At 35.9% G+C, this 17,760-nt stretch carries 17 protein-coding genes; 5 read left to right on the top strand and 12 right to left on the bottom strand.

The window, feature by feature from the left end:
* The 3 genes from LXH21_RS12465 to LXH21_RS12475 form a co-directional block, all read right to left on the bottom strand.
* Positions 1-705 (bottom strand): response regulator transcription factor, encoded by a 705-nt coding sequence (locus tag LXH21_RS12465; RefSeq protein ID WP_239866354.1) that lies wholly within the window; start codon positions 703-705, stop codon positions 1-3.
* A 55-nt stretch (positions 706-760) separates the two neighbouring features.
* Positions 761-1,618, bottom strand: a complete 858-nt coding sequence (locus LXH21_RS12470) for a transporter (RefSeq protein WP_239866355.1) — start codon at positions 1,616-1,618, stop codon at positions 761-763.
* A 94-nt stretch (positions 1,619-1,712) separates the two neighbouring features.
* On the bottom strand, positions 1,713-2,174 hold the full coding sequence (locus LXH21_RS12475; RefSeq protein WP_239866357.1) for a DM13 domain-containing protein: 462 nt from the start codon (positions 2,172-2,174) through the stop codon (positions 1,713-1,715).
* Positions 2,175-2,584: 410 nt separating this feature from the next.
* Between LXH21_RS12475 and LXH21_RS12480 the strand changes: the two genes are divergently transcribed.
* From LXH21_RS12480 to LXH21_RS12495, 4 genes are all read left to right on the top strand, one after another.
* Positions 2,585-3,448: a hydroxymethylglutaryl-CoA lyase gene (locus LXH21_RS12480; protein WP_239866359.1), complete on the top strand. Its 864-nt coding sequence runs from the start codon at positions 2,585-2,587 to the stop codon at positions 3,446-3,448.
* A gap of 33 nt (positions 3,449-3,481) precedes the next feature.
* Positions 3,482-4,036: a hypothetical protein gene (locus tag LXH21_RS12485; RefSeq protein ID WP_239866361.1), complete on the top strand. Its 555-nt coding sequence runs from the start codon at positions 3,482-3,484 to the stop codon at positions 4,034-4,036.
* Complete coding sequence (locus tag LXH21_RS12490) at positions 4,033-5,433, top strand: DUF5723 family protein (RefSeq protein ID WP_239866363.1); 1,401 nt, start codon at positions 4,033-4,035, stop codon at positions 5,431-5,433. Before LXH21_RS12485 ends, LXH21_RS12490 begins: the two co-directional genes overlap by 4 nt.
* A 265-nt stretch (positions 5,434-5,698) precedes the next feature.
* Positions 5,699-6,178, top strand: a complete 480-nt coding sequence (locus LXH21_RS12495; protein WP_239866365.1) for a VOC family protein — start codon at positions 5,699-5,701, stop codon at positions 6,176-6,178.
* A gap of 3 nt (positions 6,179-6,181) precedes the next feature.
* Here LXH21_RS12495 and LXH21_RS12500 read toward each other — a convergent pair whose 3' ends face one another.
* The 7 genes from LXH21_RS12500 to LXH21_RS12530 all read right to left on the bottom strand — a co-directional run bounded on the left by LXH21_RS12500 (position 6,182) and on the right by LXH21_RS12530 (position 11,693).
* Positions 6,182-6,682, bottom strand: coding sequence for a 4'-phosphopantetheinyl transferase family protein (locus tag LXH21_RS12500; protein ID WP_239866367.1), 501 nt, complete (start codon positions 6,680-6,682; stop codon positions 6,182-6,184).
* Positions 6,679-6,933: an acyl carrier protein gene (locus LXH21_RS12505; protein ID WP_239866369.1), complete on the bottom strand. Its 255-nt coding sequence runs from the start codon at positions 6,931-6,933 to the stop codon at positions 6,679-6,681. Before LXH21_RS12505 ends, LXH21_RS12500 begins: the two co-directional genes overlap by 4 nt.
* Positions 6,934-7,019: 86 nt before the next feature.
* Positions 7,020-8,297: a beta-ketoacyl-[acyl-carrier-protein] synthase family protein gene (locus tag LXH21_RS12510; protein ID WP_239866371.1), complete on the bottom strand. Its 1,278-nt coding sequence runs from the start codon at positions 8,295-8,297 to the stop codon at positions 7,020-7,022.
* A gap of 93 nt (positions 8,298-8,390) precedes the next feature.
* Positions 8,391-8,813 (bottom strand): 3-hydroxyacyl-ACP dehydratase FabZ family protein, encoded by a 423-nt coding sequence (locus LXH21_RS12515; RefSeq protein WP_239866373.1) that lies wholly within the window; start codon positions 8,811-8,813, stop codon positions 8,391-8,393.
* A gap of 1 nt (position 8,814) precedes the next feature.
* Entirely contained in the window at positions 8,815-9,867 is a 1,053-nt protein-coding gene (locus LXH21_RS12520) for a type III polyketide synthase (RefSeq protein ID WP_239866375.1), read from the bottom strand.
* The gene (locus tag LXH21_RS12525; RefSeq protein WP_239866377.1) at positions 9,864-10,574 is read right to left on the bottom strand and encodes a methyltransferase domain-containing protein; all 711 of its coding nucleotides are present in this window, start codon (positions 10,572-10,574) and stop codon (positions 9,864-9,866) included. Before LXH21_RS12525 ends, LXH21_RS12520 begins: the two co-directional genes overlap by 4 nt.
* A complete protein-coding gene (locus LXH21_RS12530; RefSeq protein ID WP_239866379.1) occupies positions 10,575-11,693 on the bottom strand; it encodes an NAD(P)/FAD-dependent oxidoreductase in 1,119 nt (372 codons plus the stop codon).
* A 166-nt stretch (positions 11,694-11,859) separates the two neighbouring features.
* Between LXH21_RS12530 and guaB the strand changes: the two genes are divergently transcribed.
* Positions 11,860-13,332 carry an IMP dehydrogenase gene (gene guaB, locus LXH21_RS12535; RefSeq protein ID WP_239866381.1) on the top strand — a complete coding sequence of 491 codons (1,473 nt, stop codon included), beginning with the start codon at positions 11,860-11,862 and terminating at the stop codon, positions 13,330-13,332.
* 73 nt (positions 13,333-13,405) lie between these two features.
* On the opposite strand, the gene LXH21_RS12540 is transcribed toward guaB, so the two are convergent.
* Entirely contained in the window at positions 13,406-15,268 is a 1,863-nt protein-coding gene (locus tag LXH21_RS12540) for a CocE/NonD family hydrolase (RefSeq protein ID WP_239866383.1), read from the bottom strand.
* A 151-nt stretch (positions 15,269-15,419) separates the two neighbouring features.
* On the bottom strand, positions 15,420-17,669 hold the full coding sequence (locus LXH21_RS12545) for a cation:proton antiporter domain-containing protein (RefSeq protein ID WP_239866385.1): 2,250 nt from the start codon (positions 17,667-17,669) through the stop codon (positions 15,420-15,422).
* Positions 17,670-17,760: the final 91 nt, after the last annotated feature.

The raw sequence follows: 17,760 nt of genomic DNA on the forward strand, positions 1-17,760 counted from the left end.
TTATTTAATTTCGTCAGTAAAGCGGTAACCAATGCCCCATGTGGTTAGGATATATTTGGGGTGGGTTAGATTTTCTTCTATTTTGGTACGCAATCTGTTGATGTGCGAATTTACAGTATGCTCATATCCTGAGAATTCATATCCCCAAACCAAGTTTAATAACGTTTCGCGGGAGTAACTAATTCCTGGATTAGCCATAAATAAATAGAGTAAGTCAAATTCTTTTGGTGTCAATTCAATCTTTTGATCGTTGAGAGTAACTTTTCTTTTTTGGGCATCAATAAGGAGGCTTCCACATTGTAGTACTTCTTCAATAGGAGATTCAATTTCCGTGATATTGAGTTCACTTCGTCGAATAAGCGCTTTTATGCGAGCGGTAAATTCTCTAATACTAAAGGGTTTTGTGAGGTAATCATCAGCACCCGTTTCTAGCCCAATTATTTTGTCAATCTCTTCGCTGCGCGCGGTAAGCATCATTATAGGCGTAAAGTTTTTCTCCGCTCGAATGCGTTTGCAGATTTCGATTCCATCAATATCAGGCAACATGATGTCCAGAATAATTGCATCAAAATGATTGGTGTTTGCCAGATGCAAACCTTCAAAACCGTTATAAGCTTTGGTGAGTTCGCAATGAATGTCTTTTAAATGAATACTAGCCAACTCTACGATAGAGGGATCATCTTCAATCATTAATATTTTTTTCATGGCAATACATTTTTGGAATAGTGGTAAATATAATATTTAGGCTTGACAATCAAGATTATTTTTTTTGATATACAATTCCAAAAGAGAGAATATTATTTGCGTAAATGTTTTTGGCTTTTACAATGGCACTATTCGAATTAAAATATTGAGCCGTAAGTCCAAAGTTTTTTCCAATTTCATATAATCCGCCCACAGATACACCTGTATAGCTTGTACCATCGCCTCTTATAAAGTCTGCAGTCGTGGGCTGTGCACCTACACCTGTAAGGATAGATACTTTTGTGTTTACCCATAATCTATCAAAAAACTGATAACCTACCTCGACACCGGCTTGGTATTGATTTTGAAAGTCACGTTCTTTATATTTTGTTCTATAGTTAAATGCACTGTAAGCACTTGCATATAATTTTAAAGGGGTGAAAGTATGAGAAACAGCTAACGTTGTCCATACATTGAACTCGCCATCACCAGATGGTAAATTAATTTGTTCCAGAGGATTACTTTTATTTACTGCAAAATTATCTTTTTTGCCTGTTGGAAATTCTGGCGCAATGGAAACCGATAGCGGAAAAGATTTGTTCAGTAAAGCGTATTTTAATTCCAATTTTACATCACCAAAACCACTAACCTTATTGGTGGTTTCATAACTATTTTGTTTAAAAAAAGGAACAAAAGCAATGGCCGTTAAACGATTGCTTATGCCGTATTCTCCATATGCCGAAATTGCATTTTGTGTAAAGTCACTGGTTGTTAAGCTATTTCCTGTATTGTTTCTAAAGTCAGATGAAGTATAAGAGCTGTAATCTACTTTTAAAAAGTAAGTATCCTTTGGTTTTGTCCATCCACTTTGCGCTTGCACTGCCGTTGGCGCATAAAGCGCAAAAAGCATAAAGGTGTAAATGTATTTTTTCATGGTATTAATTTTTATAAAATGAGGTGTTTTTAATCGAAAAACAAAAGACATCAGTAAGTACTAATGTCTTTTGTAGAAATTATAAAGTAAATTTTTATTGTAGTAGTCCATTTCCAAAAGGAATATTTGCTGAACCGCACCAGATAATTAAATAATTTAAATTGGCTGCTATTGTACCATTTACTTTATAATAAATTTCGCCATTTTCGGTAACAATTCCGATTAGTTTTAGGTCAGGATTTCCAGTACCGGGACTAGCAGTGTAGGTAGAAGTAGTTGAAAGGTAAACCGTTGCGGTACCGGTACCTAATTCTGTTGTAAAATCAGACCCAAGGTGTACAAAAGTAGTGTTTTCACTATCTACTCCAATTTCGATTTTACCAGCTGTTGGTGTTCCATTTTGAGCGGTTAATGTTCCCGATTTTGTAACGGTAAAAGTACCTACTGGTAAGGCAGAATCAACTTCTACTGTTGTAGTTTCATTGTCGTTAGAGCAAGATACTGCTGTCATTGTTGTTAGAGCTAGAGCGAAGATTGCGATGAAAATTCTTTTCATAATTTTGATGTTTAAATTAGTATTCGTTTTTCTTATTGCAAATATCCTCGAGAAGTATCACAGAAATATCCCGAAAGAATTACAAAAGGGTAAAATTTACTTTTTATCAAAATATAAGTAGGAGATGGCAACTTAAGTGGTAGTAAGTGTTGGGTCTCATATACAATGAAGCTTTCGGATTATACATCCTCTTCCAAAAAAAGTAAAAATATAAATTCGATTTATGTGGTCTAGCGTTTAATTGAGAAAAACACACCGTAGATAGAGCAAATCGACACACCTTGTTGAGGTTTAAATTGTTTTATGGTATAAAATAAAGCACATATCATGAGAAGAATGTGCCTTTTAGTTCTGTTAAATAAGAGAAGTCTCATTTCTATTTCTGATTAGTTTTTATATCTTTGATTACTATGAACGCAGTCAAAATTATTGAATGTCCTAGAGACGCCATGCAAGGAATAAAAACGTTTATACCCACCAAACAAAAGGCAGCGTATATACAAGCCTTGTTGCGCGTTGGGTTTGATACGATTGATTTTGGAAGTTTTGTTTCTCCCCGCGCAATTCCGCAAATGCAGGATACCGCTGCTGTTTTAGATTCACTTGATTTATCAAAAACAACAAGTAAACTTCTTGCGATTGTAGCAAATACTAAAGGTGCTGAAATTGCATCCACACATTCTCAAATTGACTACCTAGGTTTCCCTTTTTCTATATCAGAAAATTTTCAGATGCGGAATACCCATAAAACTATTGGGGAATCTTTAATTACTTTAAACGAAATTTTAAACATTGCAGATAAAAGTAATAAACAAGTAGTAGCTTACCTATCTATGGGTTTTGGAAATCCTTATGGTGATCCTTGGTCTACTGAAATTGTAGGGCAATGGACAGAAAAGTTAGCTGGAATGGGAGTGAAGATTTTATCGCTATCCGACACTGTTGGTAGTTCAACTCCCGAGGTAATTCGTTATTTATATTCGCACTTAGTACCACAATATCCCGAAATCGAATTTGGTGCACACTTTCATACGACGTACGATAAATGGTTTGAGAAAATTGATGCAGCTACCCAAGCAGGATGTCGCCGTTTTGATGGAGCCATTCAAGGTTTTGGCGGCTGCCCAATGGCTAAAGATGTACTTACAGGCAACATGCCAACAGAGAAATTATTATCTTATTTCACTAGTACTAAAATAAAGACGAACCTAAACCCGTTAAGTTTTGAGTCATCATACAATGAGGCATCAAAATTATTTGGTGAATTTAAATAAGGTATAAGCCCAATTACTAATTATAACCATTATATGGAAAAGAAATCTACTATTCGAAATATATTATCCGTGCTGTTGTTAGTGTTTTTGACACCTTCATGTTCCAGTGATTTAGATTTTAACCAATCAGAGGATTTATTATTGACTCCCGTTATTGTAGCTAACCTTACTAATTTTGATGTGCCAGCTCCAGATTTTGTAGAAGGCGGTGTCGAAACAACAGTAGCTTTTGAAGTTGAAAATTTTGACGTTTTTCGAGATACTTTTTTTCGAGATAATTTGCAACAAGCAGATTTCTTGTTCGTAATTACAAATACAATAGACAGAGATTATGTAATTGAATTAATTTTGTACGATATTTTTAATAACGTAGTGGATAGTATCGTCTTTAATATTCCAGCATCAGCCGGTACACCACAAGTGATTACTGAAAAAAAAACATATCAAAATGCCTCATTAGATCAATTAAAGCGAACGGATAAAATGGGATTCAGGATAACAATGTTGCCAGGAACGCCTCTAACTGAAAGTAGTGCCGGTAGTTTAAAATTGAAATCAAGTGCAACCGTTTATATGGAAATAGAATGAAATATATAGCAATACTATGGCTTACTGTTCTAGTTTCAGTAAACATGTTAGCCCAGAACAAACAAATTTTGTACAACTTTACCGCGGTACCGCAGTCAATGATGACGAATCCTGGTGCAGATGTGTCTTATAAATTTTACTTTGGAGTTCCTTTTCTTTCCGGAATTTCAGCAAATATGGGTTCGACTGGTTTTTCGGCCTATGATTTATTTGCGGACAACGGTGTTGACTTTAATACCAAATTACAAAGCGTAGTCAATTCAACTACAAACAAAGATAAATTGGTATTTAATGAGCAATTAGAAATCGTTACGGGTGGATTTCGTTTAGGAGAAAGGGATAATTATACTTATGTGTCTTTCGGAATGTACCAAGAGATAGATGCTTTGATCTACGTCCCAAAAGATCCGTTATTATTGGCCTTAAACGGAAATCAAGATTATATAGGAAAGTCTTTCAACCTTGGTGACTTAAATGGTAGAGCAGAAGCAGTTTCAGTTTTACACTTAGGTTTTCATAAAAACATCAATGAAAAATTAATTTTGGGAGCAAGAGGTAAGATTTACACCAGTGGTTTTAATGCAACCACAACCAACAACTCAGGTTACATATACACCATTCCGTCAAATACATCTATGTATGAGCAGGTGATTTACTCAGATTTGCAAGCACATACCTCAGGTTTGTCCAATTACATTGATAACGAGAGACAATTTGAAGGAGGGAAAAAGGCATTACAAAAAGCATTTCTAGGTCCAGATTTAGGTCTAGGACTTGATCTTGGGTTTACTTATAATCCAAAGGAAAATATACAATGGACTGGGAGTGTTTTGGACATTGGTTTTATTTCTCATAACAATGATACTAAAATTTACACATTCAAAGGAGTGTACGATTACCAAGGTGTCAATCCTGATTTCAACAACACCAGCGGAACGGGTGGTAATTTTCAGGACTTTCAAGATGCCATTCCGCTCGATACCATACGTACAAAATACAGAACATGGCGTCCTGTGAAGATCAATGCCTCTTACAAATACTCATTTGATGATCGCCGTGGCGGAGGTGACTGCAACTGCTATGGTGATGAAAATAAAGGATATAAAAATGGAGTAGGAGCACAACTGTATATGATGACTACACCCAAAACACCCTTAGTCGCCTTGACAGGTTTCTATGAAAGAAGACTTCTAACGAATCTAAACATGAAAGCAACCTACACCGTAGATTCTTTCTCGTATACCAACATTGGTTTAGGACTGGCGGGAAGTATAGGAGCATTTAATATGTACCTCATGGGAGATAATTTACTGGCGTACCGCGATCTATCCAAAGCGAAGACCTTATCGTTGCAATTCGGAATCAATTTTATCTTTCAAGACAAAGACGGTGAATAGGTAGTTGGAGTAATTCCCAGCTGTACTTTACAAGTCCTCACTAGTAGCACCCTTTTTCTAAGCCCAAAAAGGAGCTTCTTTCAGTCGCTCTTTTTGAGCAAGAAAATGTGCTGCTACACGTTCCGGGCTTTCCATTTCCATCTGGACTAGAATGACTGTTTAATTAAACTTAACTATTTTTTAAAAATTCATATTGTAGACTGAACAAAATATTTTGTATTTTTAAAGCTTTATAGTGAAGTGCAAACCATTAAAAATCAGTAATATGGATCCGAAACACATTTACCCAGGAGCGCATTCCTTGAATGCATACATCATAGTAAAAGGTTGTAGTGACGCAATAGAATTTTATAAAAAAGTTTTTGGAGCAGTAGAGAAATTTCGATTACTCATGCCCGACGGTGCAATAGCACATGCTGAAATCGAAATCGAGGGATCACTCTTAATGCTGTCTGATGAAAATGTAGAGTGGGGAGCCTTAAGCCCAACAACGATAGGCGGCAGTTCAACGACCTTAAGCATTTATGTAAAAGATGCCGATAAAGTTTTTAATACCGCCATCTGTCAAGGAGCCACAGCTGTTATGCCAGTAAAAAATGAGTTTTATGGAGATAGAGTTGGGCAGATTTTAGACCCTTTTGGCTATAAGTGGATGATTGCAACGCATGTTGAATCTGTAAGCCCAGAAGAAATGCAAATCAGGATGGATAAAATGTTTGCAGGTGAGTCAGAAACTACGGACTAGATATTAAAAATGATTTTGTTTTATTCCCACAATTTTCTTTGCCCGACCATGATGACTTACAGATATAGGTTTTTTATAATCTGCAGAGATAGGTAATCCATTTTCGTTTTTGATATATGCAAGTTGATCAAAATACAGTATTTTGTCTAGGTCACCTTTATTTTGTACGGCAATTGTAAAGATAATTTGGTCAACAATTTGACTTTCGCCATAAAATATATTTCCAAACAATTCTATTACCGATCTAAACTTGCCATCTTGCAAGTTCAGGGATAGTACTGCAATTTTAATAGGGTAGAAACCTTGTTGGTAGTGTATTCTTTGATACGCTTTATACACACTTTCTTTGATGCTCCACAAGAGCCAAACGACTTCATCTTGGTTTGTTGCATTTTGAATTAGATCTTGTTCCGATGCCGTGAATAATTTATCCAGATAGCCTTTCCGTTTCCAGTTGCTTTCTTTTCTTGCTAAAACTAAATCTACGACATCGTTACCTATCATTTTTCTGCTTGTTTTGTTTGTATGATTGCAATAGTATTTTCGATATCGGTCATTTTCTCCATAGATTCGTTATCGATTACAATCGAGAAAGCATCTTCTACATCTAAGATAATATCTACCAGGTTGGCCGAATTAATATTTAAGTCAGTGATAAAATTGGTCTTATCGGTTAAGTTTGCAAATGCCTCTTCATCATTAACAAATGGCTCTACAATAGGTTTAAGTTTTTCTATGATTTCTTCTCTGTTCATTAGTTTGTTTTTTTATAGTTTAGTATTGTGAAGCATTTTCACGCTAAGGTATATAAGTATATGGTATATTTAAAAAGACAGGCTAATCAATTTATCGCGTACTTTTTTAGAATTAAGCAACCATTTACATCTCCAAAGCCAAAACTAGCTTTTATTACCACATTAAGCTCTTTTTCAATTAATTGATGCGGTATTTTTTCAACAGCTACGCATTCGGAAATTTCAGGATGTAAATCGTCACAGTTTATAGAAGGAAAAATAAAACCATTGTACAATTGTAAGACTGTAGCAACTGTCTCTATGCTTCCTGCTGCAGATAAGCAATGTCCCACCATTGACTTTAAAGAATTTATATATGGAAAATCTGTACCCTTTCTATTCAAAGCTTCACTCCAGTTTTTAATTTCCAAAGCATCTTTTGACGTTGCAGTCAAATGTCCGTTGATATAATCTATTGCTTCTGCTTTTACATTTGCATCTGCCAAGGCATCAACAATGCATTTTTGAACAGCAACAGAATTAGGTGCCGTCATCGTACCTTCGCCTCTTTGTCCGCCAGAGTTAATATTTCCGCCGAGAATTTCTCCATATATGCGAGCGCCACGTGCAATAGCTGACTCTAAATCTTCGATAACCAACGCTCCCGCGCCACTGCTTGGCACAAAACCCGAGGCTGAAGCACTCATAGGTCTAGATCCGTTTTCTGGTGATTGGTTGTGTTTAAATGTGCACACTTTCATTGCGTCAAATCCACCCCATATGTATGGGCCTGAATCACTTGTGCTACCCACGAGCATTCGTTTTGCTTTGCCTTGCTGAATGCGTTCAAAGCCCATCATAATACTTTCGGTTCCTGTCGTGCAAGCCGATGAATTAGTAGTAACTTGATTGCCTAGACCCAGTTTCCCACCAAGATAGGCAGATACACCACTATTCATCGTTTGTGCTACTGCAGTGCTACCCAAACGTCTCGTTTGTAAATCATCAATTTTATAAATCGATTCTCTAAATTTTTCGATTCCGCTCGTTCCAGTTCCAAAAATGGTACCTGAATCCCAGTCTGGATTATCATTAATATCAATCGAAAGTCCAGCATCTTTCCATGCATCCAAACCAGCCATTACGCCATATAAAATTCCGGTAGAATTAAAATTCCGAAGTTCGAGTTCAGTAAAGTATTTGCGTTTTAGCGCTTCCGAAATGGTTGGAGTTCCCGCTATTTGACAAGAAAATTTTAAACGCTCCAATTCGGCATCGTGTGCAATACCCGAAATGCCGTTTTTAATTGCATTTGTAAACGCATCGAGACCCACTCCATTGGGAGCAACAATTCCTAATCCAGTAATGACAACTCTATTTTTCAATGCTATGTATTTTCGATAATTAATATGAAATCTAACTTTATGTTGAGTATAAATTTAATGCCTCTAATCGTGTCTTAGATAAAAAATAATATATCAAACAATTATTCCTGCTAGCGTTCCCATGCACACAAGCTCTTTCGCTTCATTAAACATTTTTACTTTGCATTTTAATTTTCCAAAACGATAATAGATTTTTTCTGACACTACGCTTATTTTTTCGTTAGGATAAACCGGTTTTAAAAACTCAACTTCAGAGGAGGTAAAAGCAATATTTTTGATTGCAGTTCCCTCGCATAGATATATTCCCAGACAAACCAATCCTATTTGTGCCATAGTCTCAATAAGAATTACGCCTGGCGTAATTGGATTATTTTTGAAATGGCCTTTATAAAAATCTAAATTTTCGTCGAAAGTAAAGGTACCTTCGGAGCCATTTTCATTAATTGACACAATGTCATCCACAAATAAAAAAGGTTTAGAGTAGGGCAGCTGCTGTAAGATATCGGATGTATTCATATTACCATTCTAATAAAACGCGTTGTGCTGTAAATCCAGGACCAAAACTAAGCATGACACCTTTTTCTCCTGCTTTTGGTTTCTTTTCGAGTATCCGTTCTAGAACATAAATTACTGTGGCACTAGACATATTTCCGTAAAGACGCAAAACTTCCTTGGTATCATCAATATTCTTCCCTAGCTCAGAAAAAAGACCTTCTACTAAGTTAACTATTTTTTTTCCACCAGGATGAAAAATCAAATGGTCAACATCTGCTATTGTAAGTTCGTTTCGCTCCAAAAATGGATGAATGATAGCAGGGAAGTGAGATTCAATAGTATCGGGAACGGCTACATCCAATATCATTTTTAATCCTTTGTTGGTCAACTCAAAACCCATCATTTCTTCATTGTCGTAAAAGTGGTACATTGATTCATCAACAACTTTTGGTCCTACTTCATCTTCATACGATGATAACAAAACACAAGCAGCTCCATCGCCAAATATTGCGGCACTAACAATATTAGCCATTGAGTAATCGTCCAACTGAAAAGTTGCTGTTGGACTTTCGACTGTTATTACTGCTGCTCTCTTGTTAGGATTTGCTTTTAGGAAGTTCTTGGCGTAAATAATTCCAGACACACCACCAACACAACCCATCTCAGTAACTGGTAAACGTACAACGTCTTGTTTTAAGCCGACTTTATTAATCAAATAAGCATCAAGTGACGGAATCATAATTCCGGTACAGCTAACGGTGATAATAAAGTCTATGGTGTCGGGTTTCCAATTTGCTTTATCCAAGGATTTACGAAGGACTTTTTCGCCTAGAACAATCATTTCGCGCGCATAAATAGCATTGCGTTCTTCAAAAGAATGTAGCGAGAAAACTTCCGCGGGATCCATGATCGAGTACCGTTTGTCAACTTGTGCTCCTTCAAATATTTTTTTTACTTTTCTTTGAAAACGTTCTTCTTGATTGGCCAACCATATATCTAAAAAAGGTAATATATCCTCTGTTTCTCTAGAGTAATCTGGTACTTGTGTAGCAACACTTATTATTTTTACACTCATATTTCTGTTTTAATAATCCATTGGTAGCGAAAAGCCCATTTCCACTGGATGCTGTGATTTTTTAAATTATTTATTTTCGAAAAAGCTACTAACTCTTTCTTTTTAAACCCTCTCAAAATGGAGACTAATCCATCTTCTCTTGACATTCTATTCAATCTAAAAACAAAACAAACAGCCTGAAATAAGCGATAGGCAATGCTAGTGCGATGAAGATCATTAATCACAATACCAATTTTAGCTTGCTTTGCAAATAACTGAAGCAGGTAATTAATTTGATCCGTTTTAAAATGATGTAATGTTAAAGTACATAATACTATGTCATATTGTAGCTCTTGAAATTCCTTTTCGAAAATATCAATACACTGATAACTAATAGTTGGGTATTGCTTTGATAATGCAACGGCATGATTGATGGTAAACGCGTTAGCATCGATACCAATTAAATCGAGTTCTAGATTGTTTTTAGCACCATAATCAGCCAAAGTGCGCAGCATGTCACCATTACCGCATCCTACATCTACTATGGTCAATTTTCGCTTTTTTTCGGAAATCAGCTGTTTGACCCCTTGCAGTGTTAATTGATTACCTCCCAACAACTGGTTTATGGAAGCTATTTTATCCAATGCATCGCGCAGTTCTTCTCCCTCAAGGGAAAAGTCATCCATGATTTCTTCTTCGGTTGTTCTATAAGTTGTATTTAAAAACATTTAGACTGGTTTTCCATGGGTTTTTTTGATAATAAAAGGCAGTAAGAAAGGGAATGCTATTAGGCTTTTCATGACTAATTTTGATAAGCGCTCATTCAACAATATTTTCGATAAAAATTTTCCAAACTGAATTCTGGCTCGAAAAGTTTTATTCCAACGACTTACATACTGACTTTCAAATTGAATTCTTGTTATTTTATTTTGAAGAAAACGAATTGTTAATTCACTCGCAATTTTAGCGCTGTGAATTGCAATCGCCATACCGTTTCCACAAAGGGGATGAATCATTCCAGCCGCATCACCAATCATGATCATATGGTTTTCAATTTTTGGTTTGTCTTCAAAAGAAATTTGACTGATAGTTAAAGGTTTTTCAAATATCATTTTACTATTTTTAAAGATAGTTTTTAAATGTGGATTTGTTGCCATCACATTCTCTTGAAAGTCTGCGATATCTTTATATTTTTTGAAAGAGGAATAGCGTACAAGATAGCAAATATTCACTTTATCATCTTCCACTTTTGATACACCACAATAACCTCCTTCAAAATTATGAAGCATCACAACGTCAGCTGGCAAGTCTAGCGCGTAATGCGCTTTAACCGCTAACCACGGTGATTTCTTTTTAATAAAATCACGGTTTAATTGTAAATCTAAATTGGAGCGTTTACCAAAACTGCCCAAAACCACCTTAGCGGTGTAATTTTGATTATCATCCGTTGTAAGTACAAATTGATCATTTGAAAATAGTACATCAGTTACATTAGATTGAATTACCACACCTCCCAATTCTTGAACTTTTTGGTACAGATAATAGTCTAATGTGTAACGACTGATTCCAAATCCACCTAACGGTAAATTGGTTTCAATACTTCTGCCAGAAGGAGTAGATAGGAACGTAGAATTTATTTTTGTAGGATTTAGTGATTCTATATCGAGATCTAATAAGTTTAGATAACTCCATACTTCATTCGAAATAAATTCACCGCAAACTTTATGTTTGGGAAAGCTATTTTTTTCCAATACAGTGACCGAGAATCCTTGTGTTAATAAATGAATAGCCGATGTCATACCAGATAAACCAGCACCAATGATGACTATTCCGTTAGTATGCTCCATCTCGCTAATTTATGCAATGCCATTTAGATTTTTGTTTATTAATATCGAAATTTTTAACTCATTCAGATTAAAAATTAAACGAATCATAACAAATGATATCTATTATTCAATTTTTAATTGAAATAAATTGACTATATTTGCACGCAATTCAACTAGAAATTGCACCATGATAGCACACAACACCAAGATTATCGGCGAAGGTTTAACTTACGATGATGTATTATTAGTTCCAAATTACTCCAATGTGCTTCCAAGAGAAGTAAGTATCCAATCAAAATTTTCACGAAATATTACTCTTAACGTTCCTATTGTATCAGCTGCAATGGACACCGTTACAGAAAGCGCAATGGCAATCGCTATGGCGCAAGAAGGCGGAATAGGAGTATTACATAAAAATATGACAATCGAGCAACAAGCTGCCAAAGTACGTAAAGTGAAGCGTGCCGAGTCAGGGATGATAATCGATCCTGTTACTTTACCTTTAACTTCTTTGGTTGCAGATGCCAAAGCAGCAATGAAAGAATATGGAATTGGTGGTATTCCAATTGTGGATGAAAACCAAATCTTAAGAGGAATCGTTACCAATCGCGACTTGCGTTTTGAAAAAAACAATGCAAGACCAATTGTTGAGGTAATGACAAGTGAAAACTTAATCACCGTTGCAGAAGGTACTTCATTAGAACAAGCTGAGGTTGTTTTACAAGGCTATAAAATTGAAAAATTGCCTGTTGTAAGCAAAGACAATAAACTAGTAGGTCTAATCACCTTTAGAGATATTACCAAATTAACTCAAAAACCAATTGCAAACAAAGATGTTTACGGTCGTTTACGCGTAGCAGCTGCAATTGGAGTTACGGGAGATGCGGTAGAAAGAGCAGCAGCACTTGTACATGCAGGTGTAGATGCTATCATTATTGACACTGCTCACGGACACACTCAAGGTGTAGTGAATACGTTGAAAGAAGTAAAAGCAAAATTTCCTCAAATTGACGTTATTGTTGGTAACATTGCTACTCCAGAAGCGGCTAAGTTTTTAGTAGAACATGGCGCTGATGGTGTGAAAGTGGGAATAGGACCTGGTTCTATTTGTACAACTCGTATTGTTGCAGGTGTTGGATTTCCTCAATTCTCTGCAGTGCTAGAAGTAGCCGCAGCTTTAAAAGGAACAGGTGTACCAGTTATTGCTGATGGTGGTATTCGTTACACAGGTGATATTCCTAAAGCAATAGCTGCAGGTGCTGACTGTGTAATGTTAGGATCGTTATTAGCAGGGACAAAAGAATCTCCAGGTGAAACAATTATTTTCGAAGGAAGAAAATTCAAATCATATAGAGGAATGGGTTCTGTTGAAGCAATGGAAACAGGATCAAAAGACAGATACTTTCAAGATGTTGAAGACGATGTTAAAAAATTGGTTCCAGAAGGAATTGTAGGTCGTGTTCCTTACAAAGGTGAATTAAACGAAAGCATGCTTCAGTTTATTGGTGGTCTTCGCGCCGGAATGGGATACTGTGGATCAAAAGACATTCCTACTTTACAAGAAACAGGTCGCTTCGTTAGAATTACTGCTAGTGGTATCAATGAAAGTCACCCGCACAATGTTACAATTACCAAAGAAGCTCCAAATTACTCTAGATAATTTTTAGCAATTTATATAAAATTAAAAAGCGGTCTAATTAGACCGCTTTTTTAATGTGTAGAATTATTATATTTTATTTTAAAACATCCACTTCTAGAGCACTATCACCATAAATTTTAATGAATGCTTTCGTATAATCGGCTTTGGTTGCTAGATTAACATTCGGAATAAATTTTTGAGGATTCACCGCAAAAAGAGGAAACCAAGTACTTTCAACTTGTACTTGTATTTTATGCCCTTTCTTAAAAGTATGCATCACATCTTGCAACTTTACATGTACTGCAGTTTTTTGACCTGGAATTAAGGCTTCTGGATTTTCGATCGAATTTCTAAATCTTGCAGGCATTATTTCACTACGAACCAATTGATGGTAATTGGCATACAAAACATTAGGTTTGTCTGCATTCGCAGGTTCGTCTTCAGGATAAACATCTATCAGTTTTACTATAAAATCGGCATCAGTAGCTGTTGTTGAGATATTTAGTTTTGCTAATAGCTCTCCTCCAAATGTAATATCGTCGGTTAAGACTTCTGTTGTAAATGTAGCTACATCAGGGCGCATTGCTGCAAATCTTTGGTCTTCACTCATGTAATTTCTAGGAGTAAATCCATTAAAGTCTTTTAGATTATCTGAACTTAAAACTGGCTTGCTAGGATCGCTATAATACTCTGTGTAATTGTCTGAAGGTTCTTTTTCAAGCGTATTGTTTGCAAAGTAAAAATTCAACTTCTTTACATTCGCTGGTGGGTATTTGGAAAATTCTCTCCATTTTTTGGCACCAGTATCAAACATAACAGCTTCGGGTATTCCGGCATCTTTCTTTGTATTGCCTTTTAGGTAATGCGTAAAGAATTTTGTTTCAATATTTTTTTGGTAATAAGTGGCAATACTATCTCCGAAATAAATATCGTTATGATATGATTTTCCAGTTTCTCTTCCCCATGCACCATGAGAAAAAGGTCCCATTACTATAGTGTTTTTAGCTTTTGGTGAAGATTTTTCAATCGATTTGTAAATATTCAAAGGACCCGATAAATCTTCTGCATCAAACCATCCTCCAACAACCAAAACAGCTTGCTTTACATTTTTTAGATGAGGTAATAAGTTTCTTTTTTTCCAGAATTCGTCATAATTAGGATGGTCCATAATTTCTTGCATGAAGAAATTATCTTTATAATGTTGATCAACACCTTCTTTTAAAGTTCCCATGTCTGTGTAAAATTTTAATCCGTCATCAGAATATTTTTTTACCATTGAACTAGTGTACCAAGCATTTGGAGTAGTAGTGGTTTTTTGAACACCAAATACTGGAAAAGTTCTAAAATAACCAAGCATAAATCGACCATTATGTAAAAAGTCATCATTCCAAAAATTAGAAATAGGGGCTTGAGGAGAAGAAGCGACTAGAGCAGGATGGTTTGACAAAATTCCAACTGCAGTATAAAAACCAGGATAAGATGTTCCATATTGTCCCACTTTTCCGTTATTGTTAGCAATGTTTTTAACCAACCAATTAACAGTGTCGTAGGTATCAGTACTCTCGTCAATGTCTTGATTCGTTTTATGTTCTACTTGAGGTGTCATATTCGTAAAAGTACCTTCGCTCATATACCTTCCGCGTACGTCCTGCTGCACAAAGATATACCCGTCTTTTACCATAAATGGATTTGGGCCTACTCGTGTAGAAAATTTATCTTCTCCATAAGGTGCAATACTATAACAAGTACGCATCATAACCATTGGATATTTTCTGTTTTTCGAAATATCTTTTGGTGTGTAAATAGAGGTGAATAGTTTTACACCGTCACGCATTGTAATGTATATTTCCTTTTTTGTGTAATTGTCTTGTAAATAGCTATTACCAGTTGCTTTTTGCTCCTGACCAAAACTAATTACAAACGTAAAAAGCGAGATAATCGAAAGTAATTTTTTCACAGTTTGATATTTGTATAATTGATATATTTTATTTTAAGTGTAGTTTTATTCGAACGATTTTAAGATCATGACAAGCTTCGATTTTCGTTCTAGAATCGCAGAGTAATGTTAATTACCGTAAGAGAACCAATTAACTCATTAATTATTTGAATTAGCGATCAACAAAAATAGTATTCAGTAATTTTTTATTTCCTACAATCCAGACGATATCATCACGTTCTAATACGACATTGGATTCTGGGTTTAACATACGAACACCATTTCGTTCAATACCAACGATTAATCCTTGAGTTAATTCGCGCAGTTTTGACTGACCGATAGCCTTACCGATGAACCTTTCATTTTCAAGTTCGATTTGTCGTAGTATCACTTCATTATCAACCTTTTCAGGAATTTCAATTTCATTTTGACGTAAGTAATCAGAAAATGCTTTTACTTGATCATCTGTTCCAATCACCCCGATAACATCTCCAGGAAAAAGACGCTCCATTTTGTTGGGAACTTGAATGGTGATTTCACCACGGTTGATGTATGCTATATTGACGCCCAATATTTCTCTCATCTTAATTTCACGCAAGGTCTTACCTGCAAGATTTGATTCTTTTGCAATAGTAAAATTGGTCATGTGACCATCCCACGGAGTCAAGTTGGCATGTTGTCGGTTAATTTTTCCAGCTTCACCTTCTGTTCTATCATTCAAGTTTTTCAGAAAGTGACCTTCAATTTTATGGTATTGGCGGTGTAATTTTTTGGGGAATAAAAAGTAAATCGTCAACGCACAAACCAACGCGATAAAGGCGATGATAGGAGAGAAAAAGATATTCAATAAGAAACCAATATAGAATACAGCAAGTCCCATTCTTAAGAACAAAAGCATCAAGATCGGTCCTTTGTACTTTCTTTCTTTAAATAAAATGGCCACTTCTTTTACCGCAATCTTTCGCAATGACAGTGCATATAAAAAAGGTGAAATAATGATAATCGTTATCGCGGCCGATATGGCATTCCCAAACTTAGAATCTTCTACCAACGGAATAACAAACTTAGAACATAATAAAATTATAGAGGTGATAATAATAGTATGAAGTACAATATGCATCAAATGAGTTCTTATTACCACTTGCCAAGTACTTACGGCTCGAATTGCTTGCGCATTGGTACTGTAACGGTTTATTTTCTTTGTAATTCTACGAGGCAATTTTCGCTCTAGAAATTCCGAAAACGGTCCCGCCGCTTTTACCATGAACGGCGTTGTAAAGGTCGTAATTGCCGAAACAGCCACAACTATGGGATACAAGAACGAACTCGTTACATGCATCGTTGTTCCCAAAGTGGCAATGATAAAAGAGAATTCCCCTATTTGAGACAAACTCATTCCAGTTTGTATGGACTGCTTTAACGGTTGTCCCGAAATTAAAGCGCCCACTGTTGAGCTGAATGATTGACCGAATATGGTAATTACTGTAAGGATCAGTACTGGAATTGCATGCTCGTATAAAGTATCTGGATTGATCAACATTCCCACCGATACGAAAAATACTGCACCAAATAAGTCTTTAACTGGTTTTATAAGGTGTTCAATATGTTCTGCCTGTGTGGTTTCAGCTATGATAGACCCCATAATAAAGGCACCAAGAGCAGGAGAGAAGCCTACATCTGCAGCAAGAATTACCATCATCAAACAAAGAGCTAATGATATAATAAGCAACATTTCATCTGTTAATAGATGCTTTGCTTTTTTAAGTAGTGTCGGAATAAAGAAAATACCAGCTACAAACCAGGCAGTTAAGAAAAATGCTAATTTAAGTACAGAGAAAATTAATTCGCTACCAGAAAAGTTTTGGGTGGCAGCGACTGTTGATAATAATACCATCATCAAAATGGCAATAATATCCTGCACAATAAGGGAACCAATTACAATTCCAGCAAATTTCTGTGCCTTTACGCCAAGCTCCTCAAAGGTTTTTAAAATGATGGTGGTCGAGGAAATGGAGAGTATAACACCTAGAAATATACTGTCCATTAATTTCCAACCCATCCATTTTCCCGCCAAGAATCCAAATAGCACCATGGTGATGATCTGGGTGACGGCGGTGATGGAGGCGGTACCTCCAACCTTCATCAATTTCTTAAAACTGAATTCGAGCCCTAAACTAAATAGCAAGATAATAACTCCAATTTCTGCCCAAACTTCTACACTCTGAATATCTTTTACCGAAGGAAAGAAATCAAAATGATTTCCAGCCAAGAATCCGGCGATCAAATAGCCAAGAACTAGAGGTTGTTTTAATTTTTTAAAGATCAATACCGCAATTCCTGCTGTCATTAGGATAAGTCCTAAATCGCTAATTAAGGGTTCCAAATGGCTAGTGGTTTCGGCTACTGTTGCTGCGGCACTCATAAATGTTTTTTTTTAGATGGTAATGCAACTATATATTAGGGTCTAAATATAGCAAAAGCATTGGTTGTATGCAATCTATACCTTGGTATCA

It is taken from the genome of Flavobacterium algicola (assembly GCF_022399565.1).
GTDB classification, from domain to species: Bacteria; Bacteroidota; Bacteroidia; order Flavobacteriales; family Flavobacteriaceae; genus Flavobacterium; species Flavobacterium algicola.